The following is a 16,601-nucleotide window of genomic DNA, read 5'->3' as shown; positions in this document are numbered from 1 at the left end:
ACCGCCACGTTCTGGAAATCGAGATCGACCGCCCCGGGAAGAAGAACGCGCTGACCGGCGCCATGTACCGGATCATGACGAGCGCCCTCGCCGACGCCTCTCACCGAAGCGATGTTCGCGCGGTGCTCATCCATGGTACGGGTGATGCCTTCTGTGCTGGGAACGACCTGGCCGATTTCGTATCCGGCCCGGAAGGCGCCGCCGCCGCCTTCGATTTCATCCGGGCGATAGCCATGTTCCAGAAGCCGATCGTCGCTTCGGTCCAAGGCCTTGCCGTAGGCGTCGGAACGACCCTGCTGTTCCACTGCGATCTCGTTTACGCAGCCCCGGACGCCCGGTTCGTCATGCCGTTCGTCAACCTCGGGATCGTCCCGGAAGCGGGATCAAGCCTGCTGGCGCCCACTACGCTTGGACATGCCAAGGCGGCATCGATGCTGCTGCTGGGTGAGCCGATGGATGCGCAAGGCGCCGACATGGCGGGCCTGATCACCGGTATCGTTCCGGGCGATGAGCTTCTCGACCATGCGAGGAGCAAGGCTCGGCTTTTGACCACCAGGCCGCCGGAGGCCCTTCTTGCAACGCGGCGTCTTATGAAAGGCGATCAGGCCGCTGTAGCTGCACGGATCGAGGAAGAAGCAGGTCTTTTCCGCGGTGCGATGCAATCGCCCGAGGCCCAGGAAGCCTTCGCTGCATTCTTCGAGAAGCGCCAACCTGTCTTCGTTTCGCGAAGCTGAACCTTACCCCTGCCCCTAGTACCCACCGCCCTTCCCGCATGCGACACTCCGCTCTATCAGCTGGGCATGAAGCCTTGGATATCAACTGCTTCACGGAGGCGGATCCGGGACGAGCGCACATACGGTCGGCTGGTGAGAAAGCTGGACGACTGCCCCTGCCGCTCGCGCCGCTGTGCCGCTGTGCCGCTGTGCCGCTGTGCCGCTGCCATCCCGGCGCAGGGCGTTCTGCCGCGTTCAAGGCATTCATCGATCTCGCACGTCTGTTTGCTGCAGCCAGAACGGGGACGCCACGCGGTGCGTTTCAACCGAAGCCTGTGGGCGCTCGACCACGCGCCCCACACAATCCAGAAGGAAGATCCTGATGCTCGACGGCCCCCGCCTCGCCCCGTTCTCCGGCAATGCCCCCGATGCTCTGGTAGTCCTCCTCCATGGCTATGGCTCCAACGGCGAGGACCTCATTTCGCTTGCAAGCATGATTCAGCCCGCCTTGCCGAATGCCGCCTTCGTGGCGCCGAATGCCCCTTCGCAAATCCCCCACATGGCGGCCGCTTACCAGTGGTGGCCGATCGAGACCTTCTCGACGGCAGAACGTGCCGCCGGTGCGGACGCTGCGGCGCCGATGCTCGATGCCTTCCTCATTGCGGAGCTCGAAGCTGCCGGGCTGCCCAGCAACCGCCTGCTGCTTGTCGGGTTCAGCCAGGGCACGATGATGGCGCTCCACGTCGGATTGCGCCGGACCGAAACTGTCGCCGGAATCGTCGGCATCTCGGGCATGCTGGTCGCGCCGGATCATCTGCAGGCAGATATCCGTAGCCGCCCGCCAGTCCTGCTTATCCATGGCACCGAAGACGAGGTGGTGCCGTTCCGTTCGATGGATCTTGCCAACACCGCACTCACGGCAGCCGGCGTGGGTGTGGAGATGCACGTCTCGCCGGGGCTGGGCCACAGCGTCGGGCAGGATGGCCTCGAGGCAGCGGCGGCATTCGCCCGGACGGTCATCGGCTAGACCGCACAATCCGACCTCACAGCGCACCTCTGCCCTCGAACGGCGGACGATTTCATGTGCCCGCTATGACATCCATCTCAGCGAGAACATCCTGCGACAGGCGCAGCCTTTCGGCCGCCAGGTTTTCCGTCAGATGCGCGACGCTCGAGGTGCCCGGGATCAGGAGCAGGTTGGGCGAACGTGCCAGCAACCACGCCAGCGCAACCTGCAACGGGCTGGCTTCAAGCCGCGCCGCAATCCGGGACAGCGCATCTGACTGGATCGGGCTGAACCCGCCCAGCGGGAAGAACGGGACGTAAGCGATCCCTTGGATGGCCAAGTCTTCCACCAGGGCGTCATCGGCACGGTGAACGAGATTGTACTGGTTCTGGACGCAGACCACTGGAGCGATCCTCTGCGCCTCGGCTACTTGCGCAGGGGTGACGTTGCTGAGGCCAAGATGCCGGATCAGTCCCTGCTCGCGCAATTGCGCAAGCGTGGAGAATTGTGCTTCGAGAGATCCTTCGCTCGGCGCGTGGACGTCGCCCATCAGCCTCAGGTTGACGACATCGAGCTGCTCCAACCCCAGATTGCGCAGGTTGTCATGCACCGCCTGCGTCAATTCGGCGGGGCTCTGCGCCGGGAGCCACGAGGCATCATCGCCGCGAACCGCGCCCACCTTGGTCACGATGACCAGATCATCGGTATAGGGACGCAGGGCCTCGCGGATGATCTGGTTGGTGACATGCGGTCCGTAGAAGTCGCTCGTGTCGATATGGTTGACCCCGGCCTCGACGGCGGTGCGCAGGACCGCAATCGCGGCAGCGCGATCGCGCGGCGGGCCGAACACGCCGGGTCCTGCAAGCTGCATGGCGCCGTAGCCCATCCGGTTGACGGTACGGTCGCCGAGTTCGAAGGTCTTCGCAGTGGCAAGATCGGTCATGCGCAGGTCTCCTGTAAAGGTGTGATCAGGCATATGGACTGGTTGCCATCGATCGATAAGCCGTGCAGTTCGGCACAGGCTGTACGAGAACCTGCACAATGGCGACTGAACTCGACGATCTATCGGCTTTCGTGGCCGTCGCCCGCGCGGGCGGCTTCCGCGAAGCGGCGCGCGTATCGGGCGTTTCCGCGTCCGGCCTCAGCGAAGCGCTTCGGCGGTTGGAGACGCGGCTGGGCGCCCGCCTGCTGCACCGCACGACGCGCAGCATCTCTACCACCGAAGCAGGCGCACGGCTGTTCGAACGCCTCTCCCCCGCCCTCGCCGAGATCAGTGCAGCACTCGACACCGTCCATGCCGAAACCCACCAGCCGGCCGGCACCTTACGGCTCAATGTCCCGGCGAACGTCGCCAGAACCGTCCTACCCGGCATCCTGCCGCCATTCCTGAAGGCGCACCCCCAAATCCGGGTGGAAGTGACCGTGGAAGACAGCTTCGTCGATATCCTCGCCTCCGGCGCCGACGCCGGCATCCGCTACGAGGAACGGCTGGAGCAGGACATGATCGCCGTACCGATCGGACCGCGTTCGCAGCGAATAATCACGGTGGCGGCGCCGGCCTATCTCGATCTCCATGGCCGCCCTGCGCATCCCCGCGACCTCCTCGACCACGCCTGCCTGCGCCTGCGCTTCTCCAGCGGTGCACGGGCCACCTGGGAGTTCGAGCGCGGCGACGAAGTGATCCGTCTCGACCCGCCCGGCCCTCTGCTGATCCAGCCCGGATCGGCCTGTGACCTGCTGATCGAGGCAGCGATGGCTGGCCTTGGTGTCGTGCGGCTCTTCGAGGACTGGCTTGCCCCGGCCATGCAGTCAGGGGCCTTGGAACGGATACTCGACGAATGGGACGAGCCGTTCTCGGGGCCGATGCTGTATTATTCCGGCCGCCGCCAGCTTCCCCCTCCGCTCAGGGCCTTCATCGACTTCACCCGGACGGAGCCAGCCATGCCAAAGCTGCAGAGGTAACGACATCGGCCTGCATCAAGGTGCCGTCCGGGGCTACTGAGTGACTGCAACCCGTTCGGCGGCAATCTTTTTCAGCACCTCCTCGAACACCTCGACCGGCTGGCCGCCCGACACAAGGTACTTCTCGTCGATGATGATCGCCGGGACGCTCGAGATCCCCCGCGAGCGCCAGAGTTCCTCGTCATCACGGACTGCCGAAGCGAATTCGTCTCCGCAGAGGATTTCCGCCGCGCGCGACGTATCGAGGCCTGCGCGCGCGACTACGTCCAGCAGCACTTCATGGCGCGAGACATTGGCACCGTGCGTGAAGTACGCCTCGAACAGCGCGTGCTTGAGTTCGGATTGGCGGCCCTGTTCTCCCGCCCAATGCAGCAGCCTATGCGCGTCGAACGTATTGTAGATGCGGCTCTCGTCGTTCATCGCAATCGTGAAGCCGACGCTTGCGGCGCGCTCCTGAAGCACCGCCCTGCTCGCGGCCGACTGTTCGGGCGTGGATCCGTACTTCTGGGCAATGTGCTCACGCAGGTTTTGCCCCTCGTTCCCCATGTTCGGATTCAGTTCGAACGGCTGGAAATGGATCTCGGCAGTGACTTCTCCCTCGAGCCGCTCAAGGGCGGCTTCCAGGCCCTTCAGTCCGATGACGCACCAGGGACAGGCCACATCGGACACGAAATCGATCTTCAACTCCTGGGGCATTCTCAGGCGTTCCTCCGATCAGCTTCACATGCTCCAGACAGATAGGAACGTTGTCGGCACATGACGAGGTTACGGTGTTGCATGGCGCACCAATGCCCCTGCAAGGCGCGCCGCTTCGTCATATCTAAAGGAGCACGTAGTGGCGAGAATGGATAACGGCTTCGGTTCGGCGTTATCGGTTGGCGACCAGGAACTACCATTGGATCGTCGGCAGTGTGAAGCTTTCTGGTAGGGAACGCCAACCTGCCCATCCCACTCTGCCGCCTGTCGCGGCAGAGTGGCGGGTCCGACAGCTTTACTTGGCCTTAGTGGCCTGACGCTTACGACGCGGTTTAGCCTCCGCGACAGCGGGTACGGTCGTTTCAACCGCAGTGGTTCCCTCAGCGGCCTCGTTCCCGAATAGGCCGAGCTTGCGCCGGCGCTTCGGCTTTTCGACCACTTCGGCAGTTTCTTCCACCACTGGAATTGAGGCAGCAGACTCTCTCGCCGGCTCAGGCGTCCGTGCCATACGCTTTACCGGCTGCTTCCTCCGCGTGGCGCCGGTCGCAGCCTTTTCTGGCTTCCTCGTTTCGGCAGAGGCAACAGCAGCGGTTTCGACCTTTGGCGCGGCGGTCTCCGGCTCAGCAGTGTTCGAAGGTATCTCGACCGCTGGGACGGCTCCCGTTTTAGCCCCAGAAGACGGGGAATTCGCGAGCGCTTTGCCAGCCTTTTTTTCGTTACGCCGCTTTGGCATTACCGGAGCAGGCTCCGCCGCAGCCTTCCCTGCCTCCTTCACGGTCTTGGCAGAAGGGGCGGCGACCGAAGAAGCGGGTGCATGGTGCGCATCAGCTTTGCGCTGTTTTGGCTTCGGCGTTCCCGCGGACTTTGTCTTTGCAGCGGGCTTGGGCTTTACCGGTGCGGATGCGGGTTCACTTGATGGGCTCAGTTCTGCGCTTACGTCGGCGGAAGTTGGACTTGGCATAGCCGAACTGCCGACAGCCGCCTCGCGTTTCCCCAATCCGATCTTTTCGGCGATCTCGCGGCGCCGCGCCGCGAAAGACGGCGCGACCATCGGGTAGGTCGCAGACAGATTGTAGCGTTCGCGATATTGTTCCGGGGTGAGTCCGTTGCTCGCCAGGTGACGTTTGAGCGTTTTGTAAGGTTTGCCGTCGATGAGGCTGAGAATGTGATCCGCCGACGCCAGGCTCTTGCGCACTGAAACCGCGGGCGTGAAGATAGGTGCTTCGGGTTCTGCTTGTTCAGGGGCGCTGTCTTCAACCAGAGCGGCCCGTGTCGAGCGAATGAGGCCGGCAAGATCATCCGCACTGACCGTATTGTTGGCGAGATACGCGCTCAGAAGTTGAACGGTGAGTGCAGCAATATCGGAAGTCGGTTCGGTGTCAGGCATCGATTTGCCCCTCTCGGATTTATAACGACGACGTTGAGCTATTGCCTTTATGGCAATTTGTCATGGATCGACGCGATTTCTGGGCTTTTCAAGGGTAAATATAGCGAACACCTCGATCTGAGGCACGCCCGACTACAACAATGCGCCAACGGCGCGTGTTCCTATGAGACGATTGGCCAGCAGATACTCCTATCGTCGGATTGGCGGCGGCCGATCAGCATCAATGCCCGGTCTGCCCGGCATGCCCCATAGATGTGCGGCCTGTTGATAACACGGTGAACAAGCTGCGGAAAAAGGTGTCAATCGACATCCGAAGCTTCATCTGGAGCAGTTCAGCTTAACAGCGGCATCGGCGTCAGGACCTTGCGAAAATACACCACTCGCTCGGTTTCCTCGAATTTCAGCGCTGCGTGCATCGCATGCGACACGGTGTTGTCCAACATGGCATCCGAGGCGAGTTCAGCGCAGCCCATGCTGCGAGCCCAAGCTTCCACGGCGTCCACCAAGCCGCGACCAATGCCTTGCCGCCGGCATTCTTCCACGACATACAGCCCCTCAAGGAACGCGACCGGTGAAGTTTCGCAGCCGTTGACGTAATCGACGCGCAGCGCGGCTTCCGCAAATCCGACAAGCGCGCCGCGCTGATCGCGCGCCAGAAAGCCAATGAAAGGCTGTGGCTCCGCCATCAGTTGAACCACGTCTTCCTGGTGCTCTGCTTCCGAGCCATCTGGCCAGAGCGACGTGCGCAGAGCCGACCATTCAAGAAGGTCAGCGTTGCTGCCCACTGTTATCCGTACGATCATGCCGCTCGGCCTCGGGAACTGGTCAGGGAAATTATGCATGGTGGCGACGCCGGCAATAGGCGCGCCGCCGCCGCCGTATTGCATCAGCCGTTGAGCTTGTCCTTGACCGCCTTGGCGACCGTGAAGGTCAGCTTCTTCGAAGCCTTGATGGTCATTGCCTCGCCGGTAGCGGGGTTGCGGCCTTCACGTTCGGGGCTGTCCTTCACCTTGAACTTGCCAAAGCCGTTGAGCGAGACTTCCTCACCCTTGGCTGCCGCGCTGCCGATGGCCTCGAAGACGGCGTCGACAATCTTGCGGGCGTCGATTTTGGTAATGCCGTGATCGTTGGCGATGGCGTCGGCGAGATCGCTGTTGTTCATGAGAAGTTCGTCCTGTCGATGTCTATGGTTCGCAAACCTACGTTGCTTTCGAGCTTCGCGGCCTTCCACCATGGAACAGCCGAAACCGCGTTCAAAGTCGCATACTCACGCTGAACGCGCCTTGAGGCCGCTTTGTCCACAGCCTGTGGATATGTGAAACGCATCCGGTGCCCGAATTACCCGGATAACATCGCGCGCGGAACCATTCTCGGCCCGGTCTCTTGCATAACGCACACAAGGAGGATTCCCATGTTTGGCAAGGTCATCGGCGCAATCGCAGGAAACAAGGCCGCAAAGCACGTCCAGGGGGTGAGCGGCACTGGAGGAACTTTGCTCGGCTTTGCAGCGCCGATGGTGATACGCCGCCTCGGCACCCTTGGCCTCATCACCGCAGTCGCAAGCGGGTACGCTTACAAGCGCTACACCGACCGGCGGGCAGCTGAACAGCAGAAAGTCGCGCGGCCCAGCGGATTTGCAGAGCCCACGCGGACACAGGCTTGATCCTATCCTGCAGCTGCAATCCGTCCCCTGCTAGCGTGTTGGGGCAGGCTAAGGCGCGGGACGTTAGGATCGACCGTGCTCTGATCCACGTGGTTGTGGCTGAGCAGCTTGTGAGTGACGGGCACGGGGCCCGGCGCTCAGCCAGTGAGCACGCTCTCGCCGAACAATGCCGCGTCACACAACTGCGCGCGAACCGCGAGGAAACTGCCCATCAACAGCCCCCGAGCGCGTTCCCTTCCTTGAGGACACTACTGAGCACAACGGTTTACCTGAAATTTCTTTCTCTTTATCAACCCGTTGCTTAGCGGCCTTCTCCCTCGTTTGCATGGCCCGACACCTTGACGCAGTGGCGGTCGGAATGGAACATATAGCGAACACATGAGTCGCTGTTGACCAATGATCCTGCAAACCGCCCTTCCCTCCCGGCTGCCTGCCGAGCACCTTGCCGCACTACGCGCCCAGATCGCGCAGGTGCAGGCAGCGCGCGGGCCGGTGCTGCCGTTCGGCCTGCTGCAAATCGACACGCGCCTCGCCAGCGGCGGCCTCGATGGCGCTGCGCTTCACGAGATCGCCGGCGCCAGCGCCAGCTGGAGCGACGATGCTGCCGCCACCTTGTTTGCCGCAGGGCTCGCCGCGCGCTTTGCTGCCGTCCAGGGCATGACCGTGCTGTGGGCGCTTAGCCGCTTCGACCTGTATGCTCCGGGCCTCGAACAGGTCGGGCTCGGCCCCGGCAAGGTGCTCTATGCCCAGGGCAGGAAGGACTCCGAAGTCCTTGCACTGGCCGAAGATGCTTTGCGCGACGGATCGCTGGCCTGCGTCATCGCCGAGGTCAAAGCCGCCGACCAGACCGCTACCCGGCGCCTGCAGCTGGCTGCATCCGACGGGCAAACCCCGATGCTTCTCTACCGGCGGCATCGTTCGCGCGAGCGCAGCCCGCTGGCTCAGCCCTCCTCTGCAATGACGCGCTGGAGCATCGCAGCGGCGCCTTCCACCACGCTACCCCATGCGGGCATCGGCCGGGGGCAATGGACGATCGAACTTGTCCGCCAGCGCGGCGGCAATCCCTTTTCCCTTCTTGTCGAGGCCTGCGATGACCAGGGTTGCCTCGCTCTACCTGCCGCAGTTGCCGATCGAGCGACTGCGCCGGTTGGAGCGTCCATCCGCGCCGCGTGACGCGGCCGCGCTGGTCCCGCGCTTTTTGCAAGCCATCGACGACGACCCCGGTGCCTGCTCGGTGCCGCGCGGCGGCGGATGGCGACCCGGCGCCCGCTGGGCGCAAGGTCCGCTTGGCCCCGCCCCGGCGCAGGCCGATATCGACGCACTGCCGGCTCATCAGCGACCGACGATGCGCGAGATGGGGCGGCGCAGCGAAACCACCGATCATCCCTTCAGGGGCATGGCTTGTGACGACGGTGGACCGGCCGGCAGGCCGTGGCCGGTGCACGCGGCGCATTGCGAGTCAGATCTCCGGACCAGGCCCCTGGTCCTCATCACGCGCAGCGGGCAACGCGACATCGTGACCGCCGCCTGCCCGGTCGCGCTCGACCTTGGATTGCGTCCCGGCATGGCCGCCGCCCACGCACGCGCACTCATAAGCGACCTCGACGTGCGCGGCGCGGACCGAACTGCAGACGCGGCCTGGCTCAACCGGCTGGCGCTTCACGCCGTCCGGCACTGGACACCGACCGCAAGTGCCTGCGATGCCGATGGCCTCTGGCTCGATCTCACCGGGACCACGCATCTGTTCGGCGGCGAGGATCGCTTCTGCCGCGGGGTTCTGCGTTTTTTGGATCGCCTGGGCTTTACCGCGCGCATCGCCATCGCCGCAACGCCGGGCGCCGCGCATGCGCTTGCTCGTTTCGGAGCCCACACCGTGATTATCCTGCCTCCACGCAGCGAGGCGCAGGCAATCGCCGACCTGCCCTTGGCCGCCCTGCGCCTGGCCACCGACACTCTGGCAACGGCAGGCCGTTTCGGCCTGGAACGCATCGGCGACCTCTATGCGATGCCGCGCGGCCCCCTCGCCAAGAGGCTTGGGCTGAAGGCCGTCGAGCGGCTCGACCAGGCGCGAGGCCTTGTTGCCGAGCCGATCGTTCCGGTGGCTGCGTTCGAGGAGCCTCGAGCCGAGCGCCGGCTGCTCGAGCCAGTCGTCACCGCCGAGGCCATCAACCATGTAATCGGCGATCTTCTCGCCGACCTCGTGCACGATCTGCAAGGCCGCCGGCTGGGCTTGCGCACCGCAGTGCTGACTTGCCAGCGGGTGGACGGGATCGACCAGCGCGTCGCGGTGGGCACCGCGCGTGCCACCCGAGATGCTAAGCATCTCGCACGCATGTTCGCCATGCGCCTCGATCGGATCGACCCCGGGCTTGGCATCGAGGTGATGAAGCTTGCTGCGCCGCGCGTCGAGGACGTGCAGCCGGTCGCGCTCGGGAGTGGCCTCCTGAACACCCAGCACACGCCTGATGTCGCGCCGCTCGTCGACCAACTGGCGGGCCGGGCTGGCGAAGAGGCCCTGTTCCGGGTCAGCGCGATCGAGAGCGACGTGCCTGAGCGCGCGGTTCGCCGAATGCCGCCGCTTGCGACGACAGCCGGCTGGCCTGCCTGGCGCCGGCCGGTTCGCCTACTGCATCAGCCTGAAATGCTCACCAACGTGGTTGCCCTGCTACCCGATCATCCTCCGCGTCGCTTCTCGTGGCGCGGCACGCCATACCGGGTGTCGGCTGGCGAAGGCCCCGAGCGCATCCATGGCGAATGGTGGCGGTCTGCGCGCGAGATGTGGGCGGTGCGCGACTATTTCATGGTCGAGACCGGGGGCGGCGAACGCTTCTGGCTGTTCCGGCGCGGCGACGGCATCGATGCGCCGACCGGCGATCTCAGCTGGTATCTCCACGGCGTGTTCGGCTGATGGCAACCTACGTCGAACTGCAGGTGACCAGCCACTTCTCGTTCTTGCGCGGAGCTTCCGCCCCCGAGGAGCTGTTCGCCGCTGCGGCGGCGCTAGGCCACACCGCGCTGGGCCTTGCCGACCATAACACACTCGCCGGGGTAGTGCGCGGATGGGCGGCGCAAAAGGAGACCGGCGTGCGCATGATCGCGGGCTCGCGCGTGGACCTGGCCGACGGCCGCGCACTGCTGCTCTACCCTACCGATCGCGCCGCCTGGTCGCGCCTCACGCGTCTACTGTCCCTGGGCAAGGGCCGCGGCGGCAAGGGCAAGTGCATCCTCGCCTGGAGCGACGTTGCCGAGCGTTGCGAAGGGCTGGTTGCGATCCTGCTGCCGGATATGCCGGACGCGCGAACCTCGGCGCACCTCCAGGACCTGCGCACCATGTTCGGCGAGCGCGGCTACTGCGCGCTGTCGCTGCGCCGCCGGCCGGGCGACCAGGGGCGGCTGCATAAGCTCGATGGCCTGGCCCGCAACGCCGGCATCCGCAGCGTCGCGACCGGCGACGTGCTCTACCACGAACCCGGACTGCGCCTTTTGCAGGACGTGATGACCGCGATCCGCGAGAGGACAACGATCGACGCGCTGGGCTTCAGGCGAGAGCGCTTCCTGGACCGCAATCTCAAGTCGCCGCAGGAGATGGAGCGCCGTTTCGCGGCCTTTCCCGATGCGATCCAGGCCAGCGCCGACATTGCCGGCCAATGCCGCTTCGATCTCGGCGAGATCGAGTACCAGTACCCGTACGAGCAGGTCATGGCCGGGCGCACCGCGCAGCAGGCGCTTGCTGCGCTGACCGAAGAAGCGGCTGTTCGCATGTTTCCGCAAGGGCTCGGCAAAGCCTATCGCAAGCAGATCGATCACGAACTGCGGCTGATCGAGCAGCTCGGCTATGCGCCCTATTTCCTGACCGTCCATGCGATCGTCGCCGAGAGCCGGCGTCGCGGCATCCTGTGCCAGGGGCGCGGCTCGGCGGCCAACAGCTGCGTATGCTTCATGCTGGGCATCACCTCGATCGATCCGATCAAACACGAACTGCTGTTCGAGCGCTTCGTCTCGGGCGAGCGCAAGGAGCCGCCCGACATCGACGTCGATTTTGAGCACGAACGACGCGAGGAGATCATCCAGTGGATCTACGAGACTTACGGGCGCCATCGTTCGGCGCTGACCGCCGTCGTCACCCGCTACCGCACCCGCGGCGCCGTCGCCGAAGTCGGCAAGGCGCTGGGCTTGCCGCGCGACCTGACCAAGATGCTCACCGGGCTCGTGTGGGGCTGGTCGATGGACGGGATCGGCGACGAACAGATCGAGAGCCTCAACCTCAATGCCGATGATCATCGCCTGCGCCTGACGCTCGAATTGTCGCGCCAGCTGATCGGCACGCCGCGCCACTTGTCCCAGCATCCGGGCGGCTTCGTGCTGACGCAGGACCGGCTCGACGATCTCGTGCCTATCGAGCCCGCCCGCATGGAGGATCGCCAGATCATCGAGTGGGACAAGGACGACATCGATGCCCTCAAGTTCATGAAGGTCGACGTGCTGGGTCTCGGCATGCTCGGCTGCATGAACCGTGCCTTCAACCTCCTAGAGACGCACAAGGGCATCCGGGTCGGCATGGCCGACCTGCAGGACGACGACCCGGACGTCTATGCGATGATCCAGAAGGCCGATACGCTCGGCGTCTTCCAGATCGAGAGCCGCGCGCAGATGTCGATGTTGCCGCGCATCAAGCCCGACAAGTTCTACGACCTCGTCATCGAAGTCGCGATCGTGCGGCCCGGTCCGATCCAGGGCGACATGGTCCATCCCTACCTGCGTCGCCGGGAAGGCAAGGAGACGCCCGAATATCCCAAGCCCGAGTTGCGCGCCGTGCTCGAAAAGACGCTGGGCGTGCCGCTGTTCCAGGAACAGGCGATGAAGGTCGCGATCGTCGGTGCCGGCTTCACGCCGGTCGAGGCCGACCAGCTGCGCCGCGCGATGGCGACCTTCAAGCTGACCGGCGGGGTCAGCCACTTCTACGACAAGCTGGTGGGCGGCATGGTCGCGCGCGGCTACCCCAAGGACTTCGCCGAGCGTACCTTCAAGCAGATCGAGGGCTTCGGATCCTACGGTTTTCCAGAAAGCCATGCGGCCTCTTTCGCCAAGATCGCCTATGCAAGCTGCTGGATGAAATATCATCATCCCGACGTGTTCTGCGCCGCCCTGCTCAACGCCCAGCCGATGGGCTTCTATGCGCCCGCGCAGATCGTGCGCGATGCGAGAGCCCACGGCGTCGAAGTGCGTCCCGTCTCGATCAACCACAGCCACTGGGACTGTTCACTCGAACCCGGCCGCGGCAAATACCTCCCGGTCCGACTGGGTTTTCGCCAGGTGCGCGGCCTCGCCAATGTCCATGGCGCCGCGATCGTGGCCGCACGCGGCCCTGCCCCATTCGAAAGCGTCGAGGAAGTGTGGCGCCGCGCCGGAGTGCCGCGCGCGGCGATAGAACGGCTTGCCGAGGCCGATGCCTTTTCCTGCATCGCCGAGGATCGCCGCCAAGGCCTTTGGAAGGTGAAAGGTCTCGGGGACGCGCCGCTCCCGCTCTTTGCGGCGGCCGACGAGCGCGAAGCGCGTTTCAGGCCGGAGAATGTAGAACAGGACGTGATCTTGCGGGCGATGAGCGAGGGCCGTGAAGTTGTCGAGGATTATCGCTCGCTACAGATGTCGCTTCGCGGGCACCCGCTCCAGTTCCTGCGCTCGCAGCTCGATGCCATGCGCATCGTGCGCTGCGCCGATCTCGGCGCGATCCGCGATGGCCGCAACATCGAGGTTGCCGGGGTAATCCTCGTGCGCCAGCGGCCCGGATCGGCCAAGGGCGTGTTGTTCGTGACGATCGAGGACGAGACCGGCATCGCCAACGGCATCCTGTGGCCGAACAAGTTCGAGATCTACCGCCGGCAGATCATGTCCGCCTCGATGATCGCAATGCGCGGCCGCCTGCAGAAGGAGGGCGAGATCATCCACGTGATTTGCGACCGCATCATCAACCACGACGACATGCTCCGCTCGATTGCCCACAGCGACTTCTCCGTGACGCCAGGACGCGGTGACGGCGCCAGTAACGGCGGCGGTCCCGATCCACGCGATCCATCCTGGCCTCGCGGGAGGACGCTGGGCTCGCCAGGCTACGGGCCGGGCAAGGATCCGGATGATCTCGTGCCGATCCGCAGTCACGATTTTCACTGATCGACCATTCACGTTTCGCCTGGGCAGATCGGGCGCGTCATTTTCTCGGCCCTGCCCTGCGCACGCTTTCCCCGGCAGCGCGCCGCGACTATCAGGCGGGCGATGACGTCTTTCGCTTCCAACGCCTTGTCCGAAGCTGCCTGCGCTCTCGAAGCCCATCCGGACTTTCGGGTGCTTCGGCGCCTGCTTCCAGTGAACCGGCTATATGCAGGACCACCGCACGGGAAGACACGTATTGGTCTCGCCCTCGACGTCGAAACGACAGGTCTCGACCGCGAAACCGACAAGATCATCGAACTTGCCGTCCAGCGCTTTCGCTTCGATGAGCTCGGCCGGATTGTGCAGGTCGGCACACCCCGGCTCTGGCGCGAGGATCCGCAGCAGCCACTTGATCCCAGGATCACCCGTCTCACCGGCCTGTCCGACGAGGCCCTCGCGGGTCAGGCGATCGACGAGGCGGAAGCTACCGACATTCTGGCATCTGCCGACCTCATCGTCGCACACAACGCCGCCTTCGACCGGCCTTTCGTCGATCGGCGGCTTCCGACAATCGCGGGGCGCGCCTGGGCCTGTTCGATGGCGGAGATCGACTGGCTGGAACTCGGCTTTGACGGGAAGGCCCTGGGATACCTGGTTTCGCAGTGCGGATGGTTCTTCGAGGGGCACCGCGCCGAGAACGACATCCTCGCGCTGATCTACCTCCTTGGCCATGCCGCGCCTGATGGTGAAACCATCATGGCCAAGCTTCTGGCCCAGTCGCAGCGGCTGAGCTTTCGCGTGAACGCAGTGGATGCTCCATTCGAGAGCAAGGATGCCCTCAAGGCAAGCGGCTATCGCTGGGACCCGGCCATGCGCTTCTGGTGGAAAACCATTCCCGAGGAAGACATGGACGCCGAGCGATCGTGGCTACTGGCGGATATCTATACCGGTCACGGCGAGCCGGCATTCCATCCCCAATCCGCTTGCGAACGATATCGATAAGGGCAGCGTGACCGAGCCATTGGCGAATGGGGTTTCAAGGCTCGCCTACTGCTCTATGAAACGCTCATGCGCAAACTGATCCTGCTCACCTTTTCGCTCGCCCTCGCCACGCCTGCCCATGCCTGGGGGCCGATCGGGCACCGCATCACAGGTGCCATCGCCGACGAGAACCTGAGCGGCCTCGCCCGCGCGAATGTCCGGCTGCTGCTCGGCACCGAAGACCTTGCCGAGGCAGCGACCTGGCCTGACGACATGAAATCCAATCCCGACACCTTCTGGCAGAAGCAGGCCAGCCCCTGGCACTACGTCACCGTGAAGGGTGACGAGTACAGGACATCCGATGCCCCGGCAGAAGGCGACGCGATGACCGCGCTTACACGCTTCACCGCCACACTGCGTGATCCCAGGGCATCGCTTGAAGACAAGCGCCTTGCGCTGCGCTTCATCGTCCACATCATCGGCGATCTGCACCAGCCGCTTCACGATGGAGCCGGCAATGATCGCGGCGGCAACGCGGTTTCGGTCACCTGGTTCGGCAAGCCGACCAACCTGCACTCGGTCTGGGATTTTGGATTGATCGAGCAGCGCTCGCTTTCCTACTCCGAATACACGGCCTGGCTGTCGCGCTCGATCAAGCCCGAGGACGTGATTGCCTGGAACGAGCGCGATCCCGCCGTATGGATCCGTGAGAGCATCGCCCTGCGCAAGACGATCTATCCGGCCGACCCGGCATTGTCCTGGGACTATGCGTACCAGCACCGGACTGAGGTCGATGAACGCCTCAAGCGCGGCGGCGTGCGCATAGCGGCTTACCTGAACTGGGTGTTCGAGGCGGCACAGCTTGCGACGAGCGCTGCGAAGCGTTGAGACTAGTGGCTGCCCGGCCGATCAGATCATCTCGAGAGGCTGGCGCTTGGTTGGCGCCGGGAAGTGGCGCTCGAGTAGGGCAATCGCGTCTTCGGTGAGTACGAGGTCCATGGCGGCGCGGTTGTCGCGCACATGCGCGAGCGACGCTGCCTTGGGGATCGCGAGGACTCCGGGACGGCGCAGCAGCCATGCCAGCGCAACCTGTGCCGCGGAAACGCCGTGCTCCGACGCGATCCGCCCCAGCACCTCGTGTCCCAGCAGACGCCCCTGCTCGACCGGGCTGTAAGCCATGACCGGGATTGAACGCCGGCCAAGCCACGGGATCAAATCGAACTCCGGTCCACGCCGGGCAAGATTATAGAGAATCTGGTCGGTCATGCAGGCAGAGCCTCCGACCTGCTCCAGCTCGACCATGTCGTCGGTGTCGAGGTTGCTCACGCCCCAGCGCGCAATCAGCCCCGATGCGACAAGTGCTTCCATGGCCTCGACGGTCTCCGCCAACGGCACGCTCCCACGCCAATGAAGCAGGTAAAGGTCCAGATGGTCAGTGCGCAACCGTTGGCAGCTCGCTTCACAGGCCTGCCGCAGGCGTGCCCGCGATGCATTCTGCGGATAGGCCTTGCTCACCAGGAACACCTCGTCCCTGCGGCCCGCGATGGCTTCGCCGACGAGACGTTCGGCTTCACCATCCGCATACATCTCGGCCGTGTCGATCAGCGTCAGACCAAGATCGAGTCCCGCTTGCAAAGCAGCGATCTCCTGCTGCCGCTGACCAGCCTGTTCGCCCATCATCCACGAGCCCTGACCAAGGACAGGGACCTTTGTTCCGTCAGCAAGTGAAACTGTCTTCATGGCATTATGAACACCCAAGGACGGCGCCGGTTCGCGGGCATGCCATGATGATGAACCCGCCTGCCGCAAGCTGGCCTGCAATCCGAGTAAGGCCAGCTTGCGCTACGCCCACGCGGGCAGGCATCTGCCCTTCCCACCCACCAGAAGGCTGGCAGTTGCAACGAGGCGATCGACGGCTATTCTCCATTGTGAGAGGATTCATCCCATCTGCAACCTGTATCGCCTGACCACACCGACGAGTGCGATCGCTGGAAGTTAGCGTCCGCGCTCGTGGTGTAATTTCCGGTGTAGGCGATGGTGTATTCC

General features: G+C 64.2%; 15 protein-coding genes. 9 read left to right on the top strand and 6 right to left on the bottom strand.

Going from position 1 to position 16,601, the window contains the following annotated elements; genetic code table 11:
• Positions 1–11: 11 nt before the first annotated feature.
• The gene (locus ACODRZ_RS25590; protein ID WP_488973052.1) at positions 12–734 is read left to right on the top strand and encodes an enoyl-CoA hydratase-related protein; all 723 of its coding nucleotides are present in this window, start codon (positions 12–14) and stop codon (positions 732–734) included.
• Between the two features lie 361 nt (positions 735–1,095).
• The gene (locus ACODRZ_RS25585) at positions 1,096–1,740 is read left to right on the top strand and encodes an alpha/beta hydrolase (protein WP_488973047.1); all 645 of its coding nucleotides are present in this window, start codon (positions 1,096–1,098) and stop codon (positions 1,738–1,740) included.
• 52 nt (positions 1,741–1,792) lie between these two features.
• On the opposite strand, the gene ACODRZ_RS25580 is transcribed toward ACODRZ_RS25585, so the two are convergent.
• Positions 1,793–2,662, bottom strand: coding sequence for an aldo/keto reductase family oxidoreductase (locus ACODRZ_RS25580; RefSeq protein WP_036530032.1), 870 nt, complete (start codon positions 2,660–2,662; stop codon positions 1,793–1,795).
• Between the two features lie 98 nt (positions 2,663–2,760).
• Between ACODRZ_RS25580 and ACODRZ_RS25575 the strand changes: the two genes are divergently transcribed.
• A complete protein-coding gene (locus ACODRZ_RS25575; RefSeq protein ID WP_036530034.1) occupies positions 2,761–3,681 on the top strand; it encodes a LysR family transcriptional regulator in 921 nt (306 codons plus the stop codon).
• 33 nt (positions 3,682–3,714) lie between these two features.
• Here ACODRZ_RS25575 and ACODRZ_RS25570 read toward each other — a convergent pair whose 3' ends face one another.
• The 4 genes from ACODRZ_RS25570 to ACODRZ_RS25555 form a co-directional block, all read right to left on the bottom strand.
• Positions 3,715–4,377 carry a DsbA family oxidoreductase gene (locus tag ACODRZ_RS25570; RefSeq protein WP_488973048.1) on the bottom strand — a complete coding sequence of 221 codons (663 nt, stop codon included), beginning with the start codon at positions 4,375–4,377 and terminating at the stop codon, positions 3,715–3,717.
• 295 nt (positions 4,378–4,672) lie between these two features.
• Entirely contained in the window at positions 4,673–5,764 is a 1,092-nt protein-coding gene (locus tag ACODRZ_RS25565; protein ID WP_081799219.1) for a Ros/MucR family transcriptional regulator, read from the bottom strand.
• 332 nt (positions 5,765–6,096) lie between these two features.
• On the bottom strand, positions 6,097–6,567 hold the full coding sequence (aac(6'), locus tag ACODRZ_RS25560) for an aminoglycoside 6'-N-acetyltransferase (protein ID WP_370425233.1): 471 nt from the start codon (positions 6,565–6,567) through the stop codon (positions 6,097–6,099).
• Between the two features lie 83 nt (positions 6,568–6,650).
• Positions 6,651–6,926 (bottom strand): HU family DNA-binding protein, encoded by a 276-nt coding sequence (locus ACODRZ_RS25555; protein WP_036530049.1) that lies wholly within the window; start codon positions 6,924–6,926, stop codon positions 6,651–6,653.
• Positions 6,927–7,175: 249 nt separating this feature from the next.
• On the opposite strand from ACODRZ_RS25555, the gene ACODRZ_RS25550 reads away from it, so the two are divergent.
• The 6 genes from ACODRZ_RS25550 to ACODRZ_RS25525 all read left to right on the top strand — a co-directional run bounded on the left by ACODRZ_RS25550 (position 7,176) and on the right by ACODRZ_RS25525 (position 15,443).
• Complete coding sequence (locus ACODRZ_RS25550) at positions 7,176–7,427, top strand: hypothetical protein (protein WP_488973049.1); 252 nt, start codon at positions 7,176–7,178, stop codon at positions 7,425–7,427.
• A gap of 396 nt (positions 7,428–7,823) precedes the next feature.
• Positions 7,824–8,600, top strand: a complete 777-nt coding sequence (locus ACODRZ_RS25545) for an ImuA family protein (protein ID WP_081799221.1) — start codon at positions 7,824–7,826, stop codon at positions 8,598–8,600.
• Positions 8,518–10,335 carry a DUF6504 family protein gene (locus tag ACODRZ_RS25540; RefSeq protein WP_488973050.1) on the top strand — a complete coding sequence of 606 codons (1,818 nt, stop codon included), beginning with the start codon at positions 8,518–8,520 and terminating at the stop codon, positions 10,333–10,335. Before ACODRZ_RS25545 ends, ACODRZ_RS25540 begins: the two co-directional genes overlap by 83 nt.
• The gene (locus ACODRZ_RS25535) at positions 10,335–13,595 is read left to right on the top strand and encodes an error-prone DNA polymerase (protein WP_036530052.1); all 3,261 of its coding nucleotides are present in this window, start codon (positions 10,335–10,337) and stop codon (positions 13,593–13,595) included. The genes ACODRZ_RS25540 and ACODRZ_RS25535 overlap by 1 nt, the downstream gene beginning before the upstream one ends.
• A gap of 102 nt (positions 13,596–13,697) precedes the next feature.
• Positions 13,698–14,576, top strand: coding sequence for a 3'-5' exonuclease (locus ACODRZ_RS25530; RefSeq protein WP_036530054.1), 879 nt, complete (start codon positions 13,698–13,700; stop codon positions 14,574–14,576).
• A 66-nt stretch (positions 14,577–14,642) separates the two neighbouring features.
• Positions 14,643–15,443 (top strand): S1/P1 nuclease, encoded by an 801-nt coding sequence (locus ACODRZ_RS25525; RefSeq protein ID WP_488973051.1) that lies wholly within the window; start codon positions 14,643–14,645, stop codon positions 15,441–15,443.
• 21 nt (positions 15,444–15,464) lie between these two features.
• On the opposite strand, the gene ACODRZ_RS25520 is transcribed toward ACODRZ_RS25525, so the two are convergent.
• Positions 15,465–16,295 carry an aldo/keto reductase gene (locus ACODRZ_RS25520; protein ID WP_081799222.1) on the bottom strand — a complete coding sequence of 277 codons (831 nt, stop codon included), beginning with the start codon at positions 16,293–16,295 and terminating at the stop codon, positions 15,465–15,467.
• Positions 16,296–16,601: the final 306 nt, after the last annotated feature.

The sequence above is a fragment of the Novosphingobium sp. FG90 genome, from assembly GCF_057808725.1.
The sequence above is the reverse complement of the archived record's forward strand: the minus strand, read 5'-3'. Positions and strand labels throughout refer to the sequence as shown.